Source organism: Brasilonema sp. UFV-L1 (genome assembly GCF_012912105.1).
Lineage (GTDB): Bacteria > Cyanobacteriota > Cyanobacteriia > Cyanobacteriales > Nostocaceae > Brasilonema.
Genome location: NZ_QMEA01000037.1, coordinates 1 through 19,312, shown reverse-complemented (window position 1 = coordinate 19,312; position 19,312 = coordinate 1). Strand labels below are relative to the sequence as shown.

Annotated in this window: 18 protein-coding genes; 5 read left to right on the top strand and 13 right to left on the bottom strand. The window is 44.0% G+C overall.

Features of this window, described 5'->3' with window-relative positions; translation table 11 throughout:
• Positions 1 to 216: 216 nt before the first annotated feature.
• The 11 genes from DP117_RS12975 to DP117_RS12925 all read right to left on the bottom strand — a co-directional run bounded on the left by DP117_RS12975 (position 217) and on the right by DP117_RS12925 (position 13,184).
• Positions 217 to 1,002, bottom strand: coding sequence for a MinD/ParA family protein (locus tag DP117_RS12975; RefSeq protein WP_169218717.1), 786 nt, complete (start codon positions 1,000 to 1,002; stop codon positions 217 to 219).
• A 231-nt stretch (positions 1,003 to 1,233) separates the two neighbouring features.
• Positions 1,234 to 3,852 (bottom strand): hypothetical protein, encoded by a 2,619-nt coding sequence (locus tag DP117_RS12970; RefSeq protein WP_169218716.1) that lies wholly within the window; start codon positions 3,850 to 3,852, stop codon positions 1,234 to 1,236.
• Between the two features lie 81 nt (positions 3,853 to 3,933).
• Complete coding sequence (locus tag DP117_RS12965) at positions 3,934 to 4,086, bottom strand: hypothetical protein (protein ID WP_169218715.1); 153 nt, start codon at positions 4,084 to 4,086, stop codon at positions 3,934 to 3,936.
• Between the two features lie 244 nt (positions 4,087 to 4,330).
• Positions 4,331 to 5,809: a cache domain-containing protein gene (locus DP117_RS12960; protein ID WP_248277645.1), complete on the bottom strand. Its 1,479-nt coding sequence runs from the start codon at positions 5,807 to 5,809 to the stop codon at positions 4,331 to 4,333.
• Between the two features lie 44 nt (positions 5,810 to 5,853).
• Positions 5,854 to 6,081: a hypothetical protein gene (locus DP117_RS12955; RefSeq protein ID WP_169218714.1), complete on the bottom strand. Its 228-nt coding sequence runs from the start codon at positions 6,079 to 6,081 to the stop codon at positions 5,854 to 5,856.
• A gap of 5 nt (positions 6,082 to 6,086) precedes the next feature.
• Positions 6,087 to 7,349, bottom strand: coding sequence for a nif11-class peptide radical SAM maturase 3 (locus tag DP117_RS12950; protein WP_169218713.1), 1,263 nt, complete (start codon positions 7,347 to 7,349; stop codon positions 6,087 to 6,089).
• 23 nt (positions 7,350 to 7,372) lie between these two features.
• Positions 7,373 to 7,666: a Nif11-like leader peptide family natural product precursor gene (locus DP117_RS12945; protein ID WP_169218712.1), complete on the bottom strand. Its 294-nt coding sequence runs from the start codon at positions 7,664 to 7,666 to the stop codon at positions 7,373 to 7,375.
• 72 nt (positions 7,667 to 7,738) lie between these two features.
• Positions 7,739 to 8,020 (bottom strand): Nif11-like leader peptide family natural product precursor, encoded by a 282-nt coding sequence (locus DP117_RS12940; RefSeq protein ID WP_169218711.1) that lies wholly within the window; start codon positions 8,018 to 8,020, stop codon positions 7,739 to 7,741.
• Positions 8,021 to 8,324: 304 nt separating this feature from the next.
• The gene (locus DP117_RS12935; protein WP_169218710.1) at positions 8,325 to 8,606 is read right to left on the bottom strand and encodes a Nif11-like leader peptide family natural product precursor; all 282 of its coding nucleotides are present in this window, start codon (positions 8,604 to 8,606) and stop codon (positions 8,325 to 8,327) included.
• Between the two features lie 713 nt (positions 8,607 to 9,319).
• Positions 9,320 to 12,592: a type 2 lanthipeptide synthetase LanM family protein gene (locus DP117_RS12930; protein WP_211176079.1), complete on the bottom strand. Its 3,273-nt coding sequence runs from the start codon at positions 12,590 to 12,592 to the stop codon at positions 9,320 to 9,322.
• A 265-nt stretch (positions 12,593 to 12,857) separates the two neighbouring features.
• Positions 12,858 to 13,184 (bottom strand): NHLP leader peptide family RiPP precursor, encoded by a 327-nt coding sequence (locus DP117_RS12925; RefSeq protein WP_248277644.1) that lies wholly within the window; start codon positions 13,182 to 13,184, stop codon positions 12,858 to 12,860.
• A gap of 478 nt (positions 13,185 to 13,662) precedes the next feature.
• On the opposite strand from DP117_RS12925, the gene DP117_RS12920 reads away from it, so the two are divergent.
• From DP117_RS12920 to DP117_RS36955, 4 genes are all read left to right on the top strand, one after another.
• Positions 13,663 to 15,141 (top strand): MBL fold metallo-hydrolase, encoded by a 1,479-nt coding sequence (locus DP117_RS12920; RefSeq protein WP_169218709.1) that lies wholly within the window; start codon positions 13,663 to 13,665, stop codon positions 15,139 to 15,141.
• Entirely contained in the window at positions 15,122 to 15,727 is a 606-nt protein-coding gene (locus DP117_RS12915) for a 2OG-Fe(II) oxygenase (protein WP_169218708.1), read from the top strand. Before DP117_RS12920 ends, DP117_RS12915 begins: the two co-directional genes overlap by 20 nt.
• Positions 15,728 to 15,826: 99 nt before the next feature.
• On the top strand, positions 15,827 to 16,042 hold the full coding sequence (locus tag DP117_RS12910; RefSeq protein ID WP_169218707.1) for a hypothetical protein: 216 nt from the start codon (positions 15,827 to 15,829) through the stop codon (positions 16,040 to 16,042).
• Between the two features lie 157 nt (positions 16,043 to 16,199).
• Complete coding sequence (locus DP117_RS36955) at positions 16,200 to 16,328, top strand: hypothetical protein (RefSeq protein WP_282440274.1); 129 nt, start codon at positions 16,200 to 16,202, stop codon at positions 16,326 to 16,328.
• Between the two features lie 373 nt (positions 16,329 to 16,701).
• Here DP117_RS36955 and DP117_RS36195 read toward each other — a convergent pair whose 3' ends face one another.
• Together DP117_RS36195 and DP117_RS12900 are read right to left on the bottom strand one after the other, a co-directional pair.
• The gene (locus DP117_RS36195; RefSeq protein ID WP_248277643.1) at positions 16,702 to 17,496 is read right to left on the bottom strand and encodes a hypothetical protein; all 795 of its coding nucleotides are present in this window, start codon (positions 17,494 to 17,496) and stop codon (positions 16,702 to 16,704) included.
• A 668-nt stretch (positions 17,497 to 18,164) separates the two neighbouring features.
• A complete protein-coding gene (locus DP117_RS12900; protein ID WP_169218706.1) occupies positions 18,165 to 18,674 on the bottom strand; it encodes an NHLP leader peptide family RiPP precursor in 510 nt (169 codons plus the stop codon).
• A 340-nt stretch (positions 18,675 to 19,014) separates the two neighbouring features.
• Here DP117_RS12900 and DP117_RS12895 point away from each other — a divergent pair, with 340 nt between their 5' ends.
• Positions 19,015 to 19,254 carry a hypothetical protein gene (locus DP117_RS12895; RefSeq protein ID WP_169218705.1) on the top strand — a complete coding sequence of 80 codons (240 nt, stop codon included), beginning with the start codon at positions 19,015 to 19,017 and terminating at the stop codon, positions 19,252 to 19,254.
• Positions 19,255 to 19,312 lie beyond the last annotated feature (58 nt).

Below are 19,312 nucleotides of genomic sequence, written 5' to 3'. Positions count from 1 at the left end.
ACTAACTACTACTGCCTTCGGTGCTGGAAGATTACCTATTTATTCTTCTCTCTCCTCCTTGGCGTCCTTGGCGTCCTTGGCGGTACCCTGCGGGAAGCCCTTCGGATTCGCAGTCGCCTACCGAGGGAAACCCTCCAAAGAGCGCTGTCTCACCGCTGCGCGTCTACGTTAAAAAAAAATTAGGTATTCTTCCGGCGGGATAGGAGTAACTCCTCGCTACTGACATACGACTAAACCACAAATCTCGTCAACAATCCCTTTCATAGTCTGACTTATGGGATGCTGGGAATAGCGCAGACAGAAGATACCTTTGCTGGCTAGCTGCACCATCTCTTCAGACAAAGGCAAAATACCAGCTACAGGCACATTGTAAGTTGTCTCCACTTGTTGGCGCAAGTCTGCAAAATCGAAAGCTGATAGCACCTTATTAACCACTAGCATCATTTTGGGTACCTTCAGCTTTCGAGCCACATCCACTGTCACCGCAGTACCTTGAAAGTCTTGGTGATCTGGACGCAGAATGACGATTAGAACATGAGATATCCCAATAGAAAGTAAAGTTTCTTCATTAAGACCGGGGTGAGTATCAATTAGCAGATAGTCTAAGTTCAGACAGCGGATGAGTTCTTGAAAACCATCGTTGAGCCGAACTACATCATACCCCTCGCGCAGAACCCTGGCGATTTCACTAGCCTTAATACTAGAAGGAATCAGGTAAAGACTACCCTTTACCATACTTGTCTCCCCCTGTGCCATGAGAATAGGACTCACGTCGTAAGCAGTGTCTTTAATATCACAGCGTCCCCACAGATAGTCATTCAGGGAGTAGGTCATGTTTTCCTCATTAAGACCGAAAAGAACGTGAACTCCAGGGGACTGAATGTCAGTATCAACAATACCTACCCGTTGTCCCTGACGCACCATAGTAGCAGCAACGTTAGCAATCAAGTTTGATTTGCCAGTACCACCACGGAAAGAGTGAACCGCTACGATTTGTGCCATAATTTACCTCTAGTCATTTGTTAGTTGTTAGTTGTTGGATGTTACTCGCTTCCCGATGTAAGATTACCTATCTTCTTTTTCTTCTTCCTATGCGCCAAGGGCGCACGCTGCGCTAACGTGTCCTTAGCGTCTATGTCCTGCGGACACGCTGCGCTAATGCGGTTCGTTAAATTAGGTATTTTTTGGGCGGGAAAGGAGTAGTTGTTAGTTGTTAGTTGTCAAAAAATACCACTAACCACTAGCCACAAACCCCTCATCTGCGGGAAATGTCAATTTTAACCAGCACGCGTTGCTAAACAGAGGTAGCAAAACTCGTCCACTGGATAGCTTCAAATCAAACTGCATATTCTTGTTTCCACTCTCAACTTCTACAAATGCAGGTAGACTCTTCGAGTCCCCGCTGAAATTGCTACTGTGTGCCCACACTCTCAATTCTTCTTCGCGCTTGGTTGGTAATCGGAAAATGGCATAACGCAGCGTCTTTAGGGATGGAATTTCAACACTAGCAGCTTGATGGTGTTGCTCACCCTCAGCATATCCCAGACAGACCTCTGCCATTTTTGGTTGTCCGCCAGCAGTGATCGTGAAGAGCGATCGCCCTCCCAAATGCTGCTCCTCTCGCAACTCTACAACCACGCGAGAAGCAAAAGCTCCATAGCGCTTCATCACAAAGGTTGCTCCTAGCGATAGCAAGGCGATGCACAATGCGCTGATACGCGCCACAGGATTCGACCATATGAACAAACCGTGGACAAATAAAATGGCTAAAAACAGGCTGTAGATACCGACGCTGAAAAATGGATGGTTGAGAATTTCCAAGACGACTCCGGGTACCAACTCGCCTTTGCGTCGGCTGGAAAGCAACAGTAAAACTGGGAAAATACCACCAACCAAGGAGTTACCCAGGACACCAGCAAAGGCAAGTACGCCAGTAAACGATTGTACACCAGTAAGGAAAAGCCACTCAGTCAGCAGAAAGACTAGCACTAACGGGCTGATGGATAGCAGGAAGCGACGTTGATTGAGCAGAGTTGCCCAAAACCGTCGTGCCATTGTTGGCATATTGACATTATTATCAGTAGCATTGCTGACATCTGCCTTCAACCATCCTTCGTAGGCTATCAGCATTGGTGAAGTGACTTGTAGACAGACACTATCTTGGTTTGCCGAACGTACGTCTAAAGTTAGGTGAATGTCCCACTTGCGGAGGTCTGGAAACTGCTCAAGTAGTTCTTTTATCTCCCAACGCTCAGTCACTGCTATCTCTGCATGACTGATTTTGCCGTTCGATTGAACATCTAGGCGAAACCTTGGTTTAGTTTCTTCCAGTCCCAGGTAGGTTAAACCAATATGGGGAACACGACTGCGCTCGCCACAGGGGTGCATTATCAATGTTCCTTGCTTGCGAGGCAACATCAAAACGGGTCGAGGTCGCACAGGTAACCACTCCCGCGCTAAGTTAAGCAGGAGACTCGAACTACGCAGCCAAGCCATTCCTAAAAGAAGGGTGACTAAAACTGCCCCCAAGACTGAGACGATGGAACCAACCTGAAGCGCCAGTGGCTCCAAGGCAGTGCCTGACTGTCCAGCTAGCAACTGCGGTGAAATAGCTCCGTTGACTGCCAACACCCAGATGCAAAAAAGAACAGTTAAAAAAGCAGTTCCCGCTACGCTACCCCAAATCAGTGATGAGGCGCTTGGGTCGCGAGGAAGTATGACCTTAGCACATTCTCCCACATAAACATGCCCAAAGTAAAGCATCAGGCTAACACCAAGTACCTGCTGTAGCATCCAGGGTTGGAAAGGATGACCATTGAGGAAAGGCAAGTTTAGATAAAAAAGGTTGTCCAGTTGCACATGGCTCAAGGCAAGAATTGAGAGAATCAGGAGTAAACTCACGTTGATTGCTGCAAGCAATACCATCACGGCAACGGTAAAATTTAGGGATTGACGCGACAGCAAGTACAACCCAGCGAAGAAAAGCAACATCGCCCAGAGCGCTGCGCTTATGTGGGTGAAGTTTGCTAGAGTCGTTGATAAACCGATGTAACAAGCTAAGGCTATGAGAAAAACACGGATGCCCACGGCTATCGAAAGTATAAAGGAGCCAGTATTTCCTAAATAATTGGAGACTAATTGTTTGATAAAAGGATTACCGTAACGAAAGTCACCGCTGCGACCAACAGCCTCAGCCATACAAGCCATAGTCAGTATGTTGATAGTGCCGATGATGAGAATAAAAGCAACAGTAGCCAGAGGACCGATATCGGCGACAGCAATGGGCAAAGCTAAGAAGGCTTGGGGCAAACCCAAAGCAACGGTGATTAAGGAGGCGAGCCAGAAGGGTGGCAAAGACTCTAGTCGTTGGGCGATCGCAGATAAATTCCACCGCAATTGTTCCGTGAGCGGCAGTTTTGTTGCAAATATTTTTACTAAGTGTCTTTTGTACAGGCGGGAATAAGCCACTTGTACCGCTTTCTCATCCAAACCCAAAGCTGCCCGGATATTAGGCACTGTCTGATATGTGAAAGTGTATTTCTCGCTCAGAGCGTGGACAACAGCGGCTTTCAGTCTGGTGTTTTCCGGCACTAAGGGTGTCCATTGAAGGGCATAGCGTTCCAAGTGTTGGATGGTGGGGTGGAGTGGAGGCGCATTTCCTAAGGCAAAGGCTTCCAAGAAAGCCAAGTCGCGCTCTGATGCAGCTTGCTCCGTGAGGGAAAACTCCACGCGCGATCGCGCCACTATCTGCGCTGTCCGGCTCTCTATCAAAAACAGCAAAGTATTTGCTCGTCTGGCTGGAAAACCCGCCAGCACCTCCTCACGCGAGATTAATTCCTCGTCAGATGACATATTTCTCACCTCCTGATTGTGAAATTAAAGTTTTTAGGACTTACGCGGCGGCTACCTGGTTAGCGCTTGCCACTTCTTTGTTTAGTCTTCTTGTGTGCCAGATAACAAATCCAGCAAAGTTCCATAATAAATAAGGATCAGAACTACTATGGCTGTTGCTGCCATCTCCAGATTAGACATTTGTTTAGCAACAACAGCCTTAGCTTGTGTCAGTCTTGGGGTAGTTAAAATCATAATTATTCTGTTTGTGAGTATTTGATAGTGACAGCGCCGTTAAGTAAATTTCCTCTTCATTGCTGTTAGGCTTTGATGATTGCTGTAGACTGTAGAATTTGCCAAGAAATTTTCTCATACACATTTTTGTTAATTTGTCTAGTGCATTCCTGGTTTTATGGAGCAATCTTTCGTGACCGAAAAAGAAAAGGATACAAGCCCCCAACTTATGGCATGGAGAAGAAAAAATGCACAAGCTAATTATTCAAGCCCCCGGATTTATCCGTGGGGTCTTCAATTTTGAATTTTGAATTTTGAATTTTGAATTAAGCGAAGGGGTTGACCGCTCCTTAAGGGATTGCACTTTGCCATGCAATCGCTGGAAGTACTCCGTCTCTGTTTCGCCTGAGCTTACCGTTTGCTGTTTAAGCTTTTGTATTTTTTTCTGCAACTGCTTAAAGTGTTCATTTTCCGTAATTTCCGCAACCTGGTTGACTCTTTTAGTTTCGTCAATCTCAATTCGCAACGCGGTTACCTGCTGTTTCAAGTTCTGCTCTCTAGCTTTAACTTCACGAGCCATGTGTAAAAACACACGCACTAGTCGTCCCATGTCGTCCTGAGTGCGAGACACAACAGCCAACTCTTGAAGATTGAAATTCCCCTGTTCCAGTGCTTGGGCTGCGGCGGTGAGGGCGCGAATTGGTCGAGAAATACTCCGTGCTAGGAACAGCGCGATGATTGCGGTGATTCCCCCCACCAACAACACGCTACTACCATACTGCCAAATTAGGCGATTCAAGGGAACGTCAAACTGTGTTTTGGGTTGGCTAACCCCCAACACCCAAGGTTGCTCTTTCAAGGGTGCAAAGCCAACTATCCTGGGTATCTGCTCTATCCCAAAGCGATAGCTGGTGTGTCCCGGCTCTTCTGCTGTGACCATCACCTTCAACTCTCGAATGTTCAAGCTCTTAATCTCATCAACACCGTAACGTCTGTCGGTCAGCACCTGCTTTCGGGTTTTTTGCGGCAAGGGATTGAGACTCTTATACAGGAGGGATTGATCGGGATGGCTAATGATGACTCCATGCTGGTCAACGAGGAAGGCGTAGCTGTGGGAGCCAACTGGCAATGCATTAACGATCGCCCAGATATCTTCTCCCCTAATCTTGAGTACCGTCACTCCCACAATCTCGCCATTGTCAGAACGCACGGGGTTGGAGAGGAAAAGCCCTGGTCGTTTAGTCGTTTGACCTACCAAAATGCTAGAAATGTAGGAATTTCCTTGGATGCTGGAACGGAAGTATTCGCGGAAAGCGTAGTTTTGACCAACGAATTTTGGATCGGTGGAAGCGAGACATTCACCCTGTCTGTTTATGAGAAAGACAGCATCAAAGTCTGGGTTAGAGCGGAAGACGTTCAACAGCGTCTGTTGTAGGTTGGGACGCAAGGCTCCTCGCTTTGCAGGCGTGGTAGAAGTTAGGAAACTTACGACATTGCGATCGCTGCTAACTTGAACCAAAACGCGCTGGATATCGATAATGAGTTGGTCAAGACGACTAGCAGTACTGGTGGCTGACAACTCGAGTTTGCGGTATTCGCTCGCCTCCACACTTTCTAAGCTCTGTCGCAGATTGTAGCAGGCGATGAAGCTCATCGGTATAATTGCAGCACAGAGCAATGCTGCCGAAATTTTGGCGGCGATCGACCAGGCTGGGGGGTAAAGTAACCGATGTGTAAGCTTCATTTGGGTGTAGAATTTTTTCAACAGAATTGGATTAATAAGCTGGTTCAACCCCAGAGAGTGGCAGTAATTTCTGCCATATCGAGGGCTTGCTTTGCCTTAATCAGAACCCTTAAAAAAGCTTGTTGATTCTGCCAAGCAGAGCGAGGTAAAAGGGGAGACGCAGAACCCAATTGACCTTCAGAGACACTTTTCGACCACTCTTGATGCTCAGTCTTTTCAGAATCGACGGAGTTGTTCTCTGGAACTGAGAATTCACTAGTTGTTTCGTTCACAGTATTTATCTTGCTAGGGAGTAAGTGTATTCAGGTTCTTCTTGCCAACTGTCTGACCATTGAATGCTATCAGCAGTAAAATGAAGTGGATCGTCGAGAGGCCAAGGAGCGTCAAGTGGCTCCTCAATCAAGGCAAACTCACCGTTATCAAAGGGAAGTCCTTGCGCCCGTACTTTAGGGTAGACACGCTCTCGTTTCCCGCGCTTTGCCTGCTCTAATGCTCGGTGATGGCAGTAAGGATTGTTACCTCTGCGGTTGAAGAATACGTGAGCCGTCCAAGTGCAGCCCCCACGGCATAGTTCAGCGAACTTGCAGGTCTTACAGAATCCCCACAAATGTTTCGTACCTTGGGGAGTATCGGCACCGAGGTTAAACCGCAGCTCTTCTGTTTGTTCAATAATTTCGCGCAGAGAGCGGTCTCTGATGTTACCACCGGTATATGCTGTAGTAGGTAGTGAAGGACAGCCTTTAATTGCACCATCTGCTTCAAGCCCCAGTGTAGACAGCCCAGCACCGCAACCCTGCCAAAATCCCCATTCATTGCCTCCCCCACGCAGCAGCCGTTCATAAGGACCGTAGTAACCGATGTTATTACCAGCACGTACCTTGACTCCTTCACGGCTGGCTCGCTGGGTAACACGAGCCAGCATCGGGTAGATATCTAATAGTTCGGACGGCTGGAGCAGGATGTCTGCGTTGTCTGCTGCGTTTCCCATCGGAACAGTCAGTTGGATTTGCCATGCACACGCGCCAGCATCACGGATATGCTCGTAGATGAGCGGAAATTCAGGGGCAGACAGGCGGTTGATCTGGGTGTTGCAGCCGAACGGTATGCCAACTTCCTTGAGGTAGCCCATGGTTCTCAATCCGGACTTCCAAGAGCCTTTTCGACCACGAAGGCGGTCATGAGTCGCCTCCATTCCATCCGTTGAGACGGAAACCATAGAAATTCCCGCTTCCTTCATCCGGCGTGCCATGTCCAGTGATATGCCATACCCCCCGGTAGTCATGCCGCAGAGCATACCTGCCTGAGTGATGGCACGAGCAATTTCCAGCCAGTCGGGGCGCAAAAACGCTTCTCCCCCAATCAGAGTTACTTCCTTAATGCCAACTTCGGCTAACTGCTGAACAAGGTCAAGCGCTTCCTCTGTTGAGAGTTCTTTAGTACGAGCTTGCCCTGCTCGCGAACCACAGTGGCTGCAAGCAAGGTTGCACTTGAGGGTAATTTCCCAAACAGCATAACTGATTCGTTGGTACTCTTTAGACATTGTTTCACCCTGCCCAAAAGGTTCTAAGATATTGGCGCGCCGTACAAAGGATACACAATTGGCCATTTCGGTGGCTTGCCTGGGAGCAATGACGATCCACCGCTAACCGCTGTTAGTTCTGCGTCGCTGAGTTCTTCATCAGAGGACTCTGAGATTTGAGTCATGGCGGCTTCCCATTCTTCCGGGGTAAAGTTATAGCCAGCAGCTAGTACAATTTCTCGGCGTTCATCATCACTGACAGCACTTTGGTACTGAGTTTTGAATGCTTCATCGGTAACAATCCTGTCGTAAAAGGCTTTTGCGCTTTCAATAGACATACATTCCTCCTGTGACATTTAAGTGGTGTAACTTGATACCTGATATCCAACTGTTCTTAGACCAGAGACAAGTTATACTACTGGCCAACGAAGGTCACGCGGTAGACCGTACAAAGCAACCATTGTAATCCCACCAGCGATCGCCTCTAGCTGAGCATCGTTGAGTTCTGTGTTAGTTTCAGCTGTCTTTAAAATTTCAACAGTAGCGGCTTCCCATTCTTCTGGAGTGAAATCGTATCCTGCTGCTTGTATGATTGCTGTGCGTTCTTCACTGGCAGTATTCTGGAGTTGAGTGCGGAACGCTTCATCTGTAGTTACTCTTTGATAAAAGGCGCTTGCGCTTTCAATGGACATATAGCTTTCTCCTGTTGATAACTAGAGCTTAGGGGAGTAAAACTCTGACCACAATGCACAATATTTCTGTGAAACTCGCAATTTTTCGGGTTCTGCGGATGCAGACTGTAAGGGGCTTGGATGTCAGGCAAATCAGTTCAAAGCTTTTTCAAAATCCTATCCCACTCAAAACAAAGCCCAACTGCTGTTAGCAGTTGGGCTGGTTGGCTGACTTTTGCTTGTGGAAAGTGAATAGGATTGCCTCTATCTAGACCATACAATGCGTGGGCATGGTGTAACCAATGACGTCACAACCAGTGGACTATTACCCCCAAAATGCATTCCACACATCCTTAGCAGTTTTCACAACCTCACGTGCAATTTGCTTTACACCGCCGCCTGCAACTGCTTCCAATTCTTCTTCTTTCAATTCTTCAGACTCGGTTGTTTCAGCAATAGCCTTTATATCCTCAGCAGTAAAGCTGTAACCTGATTCTTGAGCAATTTTCAACAAATCTTCTTTGTTAGCTGCTGCCTGGACTTTTTGTTTTAATGTCGAATTATTTTCAACTTGGGTGAAGAAATCCAAAACGTTTTGCTTTGACATGGTTCAATCTCCTATCTTCTAAATTTAGTAGAGCGTTAGATGGATTAACAAACTACTTACTTCGTTTGTTAATCTAAATGTACAAGACATTTAAAACTTTTGTTAATCTCTTATTTTTCGCTCATTGATAGCTGATTTTTTGTTTGCCAATCTTTGGCACAATTGACAGCTTTTCTAAAATCCTGTACCACCCAATAAAAAGCCCAAATGCTAGCATTTGGGCTTTAAAAATGACTTAATTTTGCGGATAATGTGTAAGATTTCAGTCAGTATACTAATTACTAAAAACCGTTAAAACTCACGAAAAACAGCTTTATGTTTGACCCAAAATGCTGGATTTTTTGACTAGTTAAATGGCGTTTATGAGAGCAGAGATAGCTGATCTTTTCATGTTAAATTTATCGTCAATTTCTACCCAATCATCTCCTTACAGGAAATTGTTGTACAACAATCTTGCCGTCTTTGAATAGAACCATATCACCAGGGTTCCAGTTAACCGCATGTGTGCTCGGGCTTCTCGTTTTTAAACATTCCGCAACTCTCGTAGCTACTTTCACATCAGTCATGGATTTTCGTTCCATAGGATCACGTCCAATGCCGCGAAAACCATGAGCGTAGAGCAGAAAATATCGTAATTTGGCTACATTACAAACCTCAGCTATTTCCTCACAGCTTGATGTCACAAAATACGCGTTGTATTGATGACTGAGTTATTAATTGAACAGTAGAACTGAGGAAAGACGGTCGGGGTAGGCTATTCTCAGTAGTTCATAACCGATTCCGGCTGTTCCCATAAACAAACTAGGGATATAAGCATCTTTAGGAAGATGGTGAGAGAGGTAAAAAGAACCTATTTGTTGTGCTTTTGCGACAAGCGAGGACGCTTGCCTTTTGACTGTTTGAAGTAATTCCGGACGTGACAGTTGTTGGGCTGCTACTATTAGAACCTCCATTTTGCCAAAGTTGCCACAGCAGATGTTATCCACCCCCTGCAAACCAAATTGTTGTGTCTTTTTTAAGGCAACTTCAATCTCTTGCCGGATCTCAGGCGTATCGAGAATCTTTAAACTACCTAAGCGTGCTAGTCCGATACCCGGAGCGCCATGACACCAGCTTCTTGCAGTGAATGAGGCTTTTTCCCACCGCAAGTCAGGCCAGTTTATCGCTTCTGAGGAAAACACACTGCGCTCATATGCAATCGCTTCTTGGGCAGCTTCTAGAAATACTGTATCTTGAGTGGTTTCATATAACTGTAGCAAGGCGTAGGCAATGCCAGCAGCACCGTGAGAAAATCCAGTCAACAGTTTTCCATTTAGGGTTGCCCAGGTTCTGAATCCAGCGTCGCTTGGCGTGCGGTTATTTAGTAGATGATGACCACAGATAATGGCTTGCTCTAAAACTGTTGAGTTCGCAGTAGCCCTATGTAAGGCTAATAATCCCAAAATGGCACCCGCAGCCCCTAACATAACGTCCAAGTCACTATCGGCAGCAATGCACTCTGGTGTGATTAACAAAGCTGCTATTTTGGCATCTTGCAAAAGTGCTGGTTCGCCTAGCAATTGACTGATTCGCACCAGGGCGTAGAGGATTGAGCCTATCCCCATAGCTCCACCAATACCAATTCGCTTGGTGATTTTTTGCCCAGATTTAGAATTTGAGTTGTGCAAAACCTTGCGAAGGGGCTGCAAAGCTCCTACGGTCAATTTGCGAAATCCATTATCGCCAGTGACTGCTTCCAATGCAGCCAGAAATAATGCCACTCCACAACTTCCGTCATACAAACCAAACTCCATTGGCTGAAGTTGGAATCGCTGTGCTTTTACAATATGTGCAAATGTAATCCAGCCAACACTACCCTCAGCAGAGCAAATTGCGCGTTTCTCAAGGTCTAAGGCGATCGCAATTGCCTGCTGCACCATCTCTTCTGTTGTTAAAGGAGTGACAGCATCGAGATTTAAACCAACGTTATCAGATAAGGATGAACTGCTGTCCTTGCTAGCGGTACGCGAATACAATGACCCCTTAATAAAACCAATCTGTTTTTCTAAATCTTCATCATTGAGATTGTTCAGACAAGCAATGATACGATTCAAACTAGGTTCCTTAAAATATTTTTCAACCGTCTCATTGGGGGCGAGCGTCAAAGCATCGCTGTCTGGATAAGATGTGAATAAAGGAATATCCATCTGCTCCAGCGCCTGCTGCTCTATTTTAAGTAGTGGCCAAAATGAACATTTGGAATCTGATGAGAGCATCGCTCTGCTAAGAATGTCGAGCTGAACGCTTCTATCAGCACCATCCCGCAAATATTTTGGGTTTAGCGTTTTTTCCAGAATAGAATGATAAGTCTGAGTGTTGCGGAAAATAAAGCGAGTTGGCTGATGTGCTAGAGCTTTCAAAGGACCGTCTGAAGCTAAGATTAATTCTCTGTGTTCCATAAGGAAACGGTACATTTGCTGAAAACCATTAATAAGCTCTTCAGTATAATTATCGAGTGGCAGAGTTACACCATTTAATGAAGGTAAATTGGATCGCAGGGGAGTTTTTCCATACTCATAACTGGACATCATGCTGTCAGTGTTAATGTTATTCCACTTCAGCACGCGAGAAGATGTCTGCTGTTCACCAACTCCCCCTAACCCGCTGAAATCAAAACTCTCGCCTGTAAGTCCAAACTCCCAACGTGGTAATAAACCAGTACGCAGTACAGAATCCTGAAGCTGCCGATTTCCCAGAGATTCGCTCTCTGCATTAACATCTTCCCAGACGCGATGCTGCAATAGCGTTTCCATATCAATCAGGACAGGGTGTTTACCGCAAGCAATAATATTTTCAAAATGGCAGTCGGTTGCTTGCAGGACGTACAACAAACATAAAAGCATACCGGCTTGCCGATAGTATTGCTTGACTTCTTGTTCATCTTTACAAACTAAAGATTCTACAAACTCAACCCAACCATGAGTTGAATAGTTTATTACATTGAGTAACTTGAATGGTAAAGGTACACCGTGCTGATTAAACCAGGCTAATAACTTAAAATACGCTTCCTCAATACCTAAATTCCTGGGTTTATAAATCAGGTTTAAGCCAGATGCAAACGTTATTTTGATAACTGAGCGTCTACCCCTATGTGGATCAGAGAGACTAGGTTTTACAGCAACAACTTGACCCAGTTCTTTTTCTGGTTGAAAAGTCGTCTGAATTTCAGACCAGTCTGATGCTAGTCGAAGAATAAATTCAAAAGTGGCATCAACCCACAAATCAGTTGCTGTTGCAGCCAGTCTGGCTAATACACTATATTCTTGGAAGAATGAGAGCAGACCTCCTTCCAACATATCCTTAATAAACTTTTTGTAAAGCTGTCTGGAATGACTGCCAGAAAGTTGCCCAAGCATACCAACTAATGTATGCTGCGTAAAATTACGAAAAATTGAAAACTCTAAGTATAGCGATTGCGAGCAGATATAAGACAGTTGTCGTAAGAGGTCACGTTCTAGAAGAGCGTGTGATTCTTCTAAAAGAAGATGGTAACTGGAACCAGTGCGAGCGATTAACCTTTGCTTGGCAACATGAATGAACGGCAAAAAGATTTCTTCAAAGGGTATAGGTTTTTGAGAATTTAAAAAACCGTGTTTCTGAAAAGTACCTTCTTCTAACCTCTCCAGACTAACTAAGGCAGTGGCTTGTATGACTTCGTGTAAAGTTTTTACCCAGATCGGTAAATGCTGCTTATCAGTTATGCTTACAGAATCCAGCACTCGACGTACCTTACTTAAATCAAGACCATCCAATGCAAGACGCTTTTCCAATTGCTCTTTATTTCCCTGCGCGACAACCTGGCACCACTCTTCAACCTTGGAATTCGTGATGCCATCATTTTGTTGAGCTTCGTTGAAAACAAATCCAGAGCTAAGGCGTTCAGCAATTGTGCTTGCTTTCTCTACTACTTTAATGAAATATTTTTTATTAGTTGAAATTGTAATCATAATAATATTGTTTAACTGACTTTGATTTATTATCCTTTTTAGGAAGAGGATATCTAAACAGTATCAAGCTAGAAATCGATAAATTGAGCCGGTTCCAACACTTTGGCGCTGAACTTGACTAACTTGGTTTATTTCCAAGCTAAAGAATGAGAGGATATCTAAACAGTAGTAAGTTCTTTGGCTTAAAGATAGATATCCTCTGAGATCTGATAACTGTGCAGGTGCTACAACAAAGTAGCCAAGAGCAATAATCGAGCGTTGCCTATTAATCTACACAAAGTCCACTCCAAAGGACTTTGAAGCTACAGCCACCGGCGACTGCTTCCAATTCTTCTTCACTCAACTCTGCATTTGCTGAATTACTCTCAATATTTTGAGGAATCACCAAGTAGAGGGAGTTTGTAGGCTGTTCAAACACTTTGACTTCATAGTATTCTGGAAACTCTACCCCTAAAATCTCTCCTACCGTTGCCTTAGGATTACTCAGCAGCTTTTGCTTAAATGTTGTATCTTTATAGGCACGGGCAATTAGTTCTCTTTCCAGAGCATGTTTGCTCATTCCATCACTAGGTTGTTGATTCATTTCTGACATTTGAGTATCTCCTGTAGTTTGATTTAGTTGAATCTCCGCTGCACCCGAGAGTTATTTGAAGCTCTCCTTACAGCGCTTTACTGTTTATTAGTTTGTGGGATACAACACTCGATTACAATGCACAATTTTTCAGTTTGACTCACATTTTTTCTGTTACTACCTTGCTATTAATTTAAGTTTTAGTAGAGATTGCTCTGTTTATACTTTGAAGAATTACGCGGAATTTGTTCAGCTAGTGACTTGTTCGATTTGGTCTTGTCAACTCCTGATATTTTCTAGATGTGCTCTAAAATAACGCTTTTGTGATAACACCTGAAAAATTGCCAGTATTAACGAAAAATTCTGTATTGTAACAGGGTTCATACATTTACTAGGCTGAATTAGATATTCATGCATCGTTACACTATTCAGCGCCACGTTACTGTCCTGTTCGGCTTTCTTTTAAAGAGAAGAACCCTAATAATAACAGAGGTGAACCATGAAAATTCACATGATTGGACATGCTTCGATATTTGTAGAAACGCAAGATTCTAAGATTCTCATAGACCCCGTGCTTTGGGATTCACACGGCGAAGGTATAGAGGATGTATGTCCAAAGCGAGAAGTGATTCACGAACAACTTCCGGAATTTGATCTGCTCATCATATCTCATCGGCATTTGGATCACTTTGACATTCGCTCTCTTGCTTATTTACCAAAAACAGTTGATGTCTTGATTCCTAAGGACCAACTGTTGGAGAGTTGTCTCCGTAAATTAGGATATTCGCAAATTTATTATTTGAGAGATTTTAGCGAAGTTCAGCTTGGTTCCACCCGTCTAATGGCAACCCGCTCAGAAAACCGCGTACCTGAATATGGCATAGTATTTGCTGATGAATCTGGAGTTTTCTGGAATCAAGTAGACACGATAGTCAGTCTAGATACAATTCGTTTTGTAAAATCTCGCTATCCGAATATTGATTTTTTATTAGCAGCTTGGCAACCAATGTTAGAAATCAACTACCAAAATAATTATAGTTTATCTTTTCCTTACTCCCAATACAACGAGTTACTTGAAAAAGTCGGTTTAATTCGACCAAAGGCAATTGCTCCAGGAGCCAATGGCGTTAAATTTATCAATGGTTCATCTTGGCTGAACCAAATTGTATTCCCAGTATCACGAGAACAATTTTGTAAAGATGTAAGGATGGTTTTTCCAGAAATAGGAGAAAACATCTTTGCTTTAGACCCAGGAGACATACTAGCCTTTAAAAATGGCGAATTTTGCCATTTTCAAGAAATGTGTCAATTTGTCAAGAAGGTTGAAGATAATAGAGACAGCTTAGATTTTTCGCCTGTGAAGGTAGAAAGTAAGCTAGTTGACGACAATCCAGAGAATTATAGTCTTGATGAGATGAAAGAAGCAATTAATGAAGAAGTCTGTTTAAATCTGCCAAAATTCTTTATGGAGAATAAAGCTTCTTTATTTATAGAGCATTGCCGTTGGCAAGTAATTTATCAACTTGAAGTAGTTTTTCCTAATTTTTATAGCATATTTTATTTTGACTTTTCCAAAGAAAATATTCAAGCAAGACCAGGTCGCAATCCTTTGGCTAATTTCTTTACCAGCATTACAGCTTCAAGTTTTTACAACATTTTGAAACGGATAAAAGGATGGGATTATGCTCAAGGTGGTGGTAACTATCGCAGCTTTAAAAAAATTTATGTTGCTACTAATCATGGAATCTTGAATCCCAAGGAACTTAAAATCGAAGAACCTCTCTCTTTAAGATTTCCTTACAATGATATTTTTGAAAGTGTTCGTTATAAAGAAGTAGACAAATGGGCACAAACCCATGTCAATGGTGTCGGTTTATATGAAAGTAATACCTTGATGATGAACATGGGAAATACTCTTGTAAGGAGAAAAAAAATAAAAAACGGAGAGAGTAACAGCAATGCAAATAACTACAAATAAGTATTACCAACTCAGGTCACAAACATTTCCCCGTGACTACCTAAACACTTTGCGATCACAAATTTTGTTTTCCCCCTACTTAGCGGCGAGCCAATTAAGTGACAGCTTTGCAGAAACTAAGGGATTCTCGGTAGTCTTTAAACGCTCAAGCATCAGTGAGGTTGAACGGCACTTTCCCTTCTTCCAACCTTATTTAAAAGTAGTCCTAGAGCCTACGTGTAACGCATTTTATCTTAATCCCTTGGTATTAGAGGGGGGAGCTCGTGTAGAACCACATATTGATTGCAGCCTTTCTGCTTATGGTAAGTTTATCGCCATTCCAAATGTTGTGAGTGTGCTCTATGTCCAAATACCACCTGACCTGCAAGGAGGAGAACTAGTGCTTCAAAATCGTGAGCATCAAGTTGCACAAATTCAGCCTCAGACAAACACCCTGCTTTATTTTCGGGGTAATTTAAGACATTTAGTCAATGAAGTCAAAAGTTCACAGGCTCGTATCAGTTTAGTTTGCGAGCAGTACAATTTAAGTGAATCTCGACTTCAGCAGATTCCAGAGTTTGAAATACAGTATAAGGCTGTTCAATAACAGCGACAAAAAGGTGATTTTTTTTGAAAAAAAGGTAATGGTAACAGAATTTTACTAGCAGTAGCATTCAAGAGAAAACGTTTCCATTACGAGGAAAACATGACACAACATCCATTTGAACACGAATTGTCCGAACAAAAAGCAGCCAAATTAAATGCTGAACAAGAGCCAAAAGATACTGAACAAGAACTCACGGATGAGGATACTGACCAAGTGGCTGGTGGCTCGATAGCTATTACTAAAGGAATAAACGAAGGGGGTGGTCATCTTACTTGGGGCATAGGTGAACAGGGAGGTGGAATTTTAAAGACTTGAGTTGAAGCGGGTGGAAATTCCTAAACCTTAGTGATAGGTAAGGCGGGTGGAACAAGCTTTGTGTGTAAACTGCTTTATTCACACCCGCCCTTGTGGAATATCCCTCTATGTAACCAAGGTTTGAAACGTCGTATTATTCAATCCATTCTTTCGGTGAATGAATATTTTAATTCTAGGTGATGCCAAAGATGCTCATGCTGCCCACATACATTTTGCACTGACACAAGCTAGTGCCACCGTGTTTGGCGATCGCCAAGGCATTCATGTTGGAGTGGACAGCAATTGATTGGCGTCATCAACCTAGGCGAGAATATGTATTTTTAGAGACTAATCCCAGTCCCATGTTTCTCTACTTTGAGCAACAAACGGGTTTTCCCATTACTAAGAAATTAGTTCAACTTTTGATAAGCTAATATAGCGATTCTTACTTGCATAGAATACACGCACACGAAACAAGATCCCCGACTTCTCAAAGAAGTCGGGGATCTGTGGCTTTCAATTCTCACAAATCTGCGGAGGATTGCTATAGTTCAGCTTTTGATAAACTAACACCACAACGTTTTGACTGCCTAAATTGTTTTGGACAAACAACTTTCGACAGTCAAAACGTTTTTTCAGAGAATATTTTCGCGCTCTATGAAAAGTGAATAGTAGTAGCGTTATTTTTCCTGCTGAACTGACTGCGACAATTCATTGGGAGCCGCTACTTGCCGTACCAGACCAGACACATAGTAGTTGTCTGTTACTACTTGAGGACAGCGCTGGCAAGCAGCTTTTCCTTCTTGCTGCCACCATCGGCAATGCGAGCGAATTTGACAGGCTGGCAGTGCTTCGACAACAGGGGGTAATTGCTCCACAATCCGCATGGCTAGGCGGCAGCGAGAGCCGTCAAAGTGCTTGCAATCATGACCGGCACAACTGGAGGCTATGCGGAATATTTCTGTGGGTTCCACGGAACCAGATAGTGCCAAGACATCCTCACTGACTGGTACCGCCTCGGTAAGATATCCCACCTGGGGTGCGGCTAAAGTTCCTCCCACCACACCAAACACAACAGCTTCGTCAGCTTCTGGTCGTCCGCTTGGGCAAAGAGGCATTGTCACTACATCGGAGATTGATGGGGTAGATTCACGGCGACTCAGGCTCAAGCGAGAGTCGGCTGATGTGGAAGTCTCTACTGACAGCGCTAAATTGGTGAGCGGGCGCTTACTGGTTTTGGAATTTTCAGAGTTGCCATTCGAGCTAAGGGGCTGCGGCACATATTCTTCAAACATGCTTCTCCACCCGCCAAGGTTGTAGGAGGAGACTTGGAGTGACTTGAACATCCCACCAACAGAGCGAGCCTCAATCGCTCTTTTACGAACCTGAAGGGCAGTAGGCTTTAACTCTTCCAACCTAATCCGCTGAGTTTCGTAAGTCAATTGATTTTGAGATGAGAGAATTGATTGTTCCACAGGATGACTCCTATAGCTGAAGGTATGGGGTCAAAACAATTCAAAATTCAAAATTCAAAAATAATACCCTATGGCTAAAGCCAGGGGCTTGAAGCAAGGATGCTGCGCTTTTTTTGTTTTCCATGTCGCGCATCCAGGGGAGCATCCCAATTTGGCAAAAATACCTCTGTTTGTCATTCTGAGCGTAACGAAGTGAAGCGAAGAATCTCGCGAGATGCTTCACTACGCTTCGCTTTGTTCAGCATGACAGTAAACTTGCACATTTGGCATGCTCCCGCAGCCAGGGGCTTGTATCCCAACTGTCAATTCAAAATTTTTCTTAAATTTTGAACTTTAAATGAGCGAATTTTGAATTCAAAAAATGGTCATATAAAATCCGGTTGAATACTTATCGTTAAGACAAATACGGAGACGCGGGGACGCAGGACACGGAGAAGATTTACAGTAATATCATGTTCGGCTAATTAGTTATAATTCCCACGTTGACTGCACCCCACACGCCAGTCGCCTAGGTCGGGCTAACCCTCCTGCAGCGCTGGCTCCCCTTTATCCCCTCCCCTTGCTAAGGGGAGGGGAGCCTAAGCGCAGCTTTGGCGGGGTGGGGTTCTTCAGGAATGAATGATAAGTAATCAACCGAACCTCATATAAGTGATTAAACGGATTTGATATCAAAGTGCAACGAAACCTAGAACGCCAGGTTTGATCAAGCTTGGGGAAGTTATACCACCGGCAACCATCTCCAGTTCGGACTCACTCAGTTCTTGATTGATCGGATTTGTGGCAATGACTAGGTGTTTGACACTTGGCGTATCTTGATGAAAGCAAATGGTGAAAGCGTCAGGTATGTCTTCACTTGTTACCTCTTTGATACAAGCCTTGGGGTTCAGGAGCAATCTGGCTTTGAAGGCATCATCAACTAAAGTTTGTTGTATGACTTGACTGATAATCGGATTTTGTCCTTCCAGATTGTACCTTTCTAGTTGCTCCTTTCTCGGCAAAACATAATTCCGCAAGTTTGGTCCGTCTTCATGCACTTCAACCTTTAAGGAATCGGGAATCATAACCCCAACCTCAGCGAGTATCGGCTTCGGGTCTGCAATGAAGCGGTTTTTGAAGTCTTTATCGGTCCATAGCCGCTCGAGAAGAGCTTCGTAGGAATTGATTGGATTGGTCATCATAAAATTTAGAACGATTTTAGGCTTTTGAGCTTGAAAGCTGTTCTAGGGCAGCCTCTTTACCTAAACATAGAGTCAATGTAGCGTGATTGCATTCACGTATTTTCCGCTCTTGATTCATGTTTTTTTCGCTCTTTTGTAAAGGTTTTTATGGCAAAAAATTAGACTTTTTCACTTCTGCTAGTGCTGACCTGAAACTATTGATAATATGTGCTTGCAATCCTGTTAACCCGAAACTGCAAAAAGCTAAAAAAACATGAATGGTCAGCAAAAAAAAGGTGATTGGAACCGCATTTTACTAGCAGTAACATTCAAGAGAAAACTTTCCCACTAGGAGGAAAACATGACACAACATCCATTTGAACGCGAATTTTCCGAACAAGAAGCAGCCAAATTAAATGCTGAACAAGAGCAAACAGAGGCTGAGCAAGAACTCACGGATGAAGATATGGAGCAAGTAGCAGGTGGTTCCACTCTCACTACTTTAGCAATAGGCGAAGAGGGTGGTCGTCCTACTTTAGCCGTAGGTGAACAGGGAGGTGGAATTTCAAAGATTTGGGTTGAAGCGGGCAAGGATTCCTAAACTTTAGTGATAGGTAAGGCGGGTGGAACAAGCTTTGTGTGTAAACTGCTTTATTCAC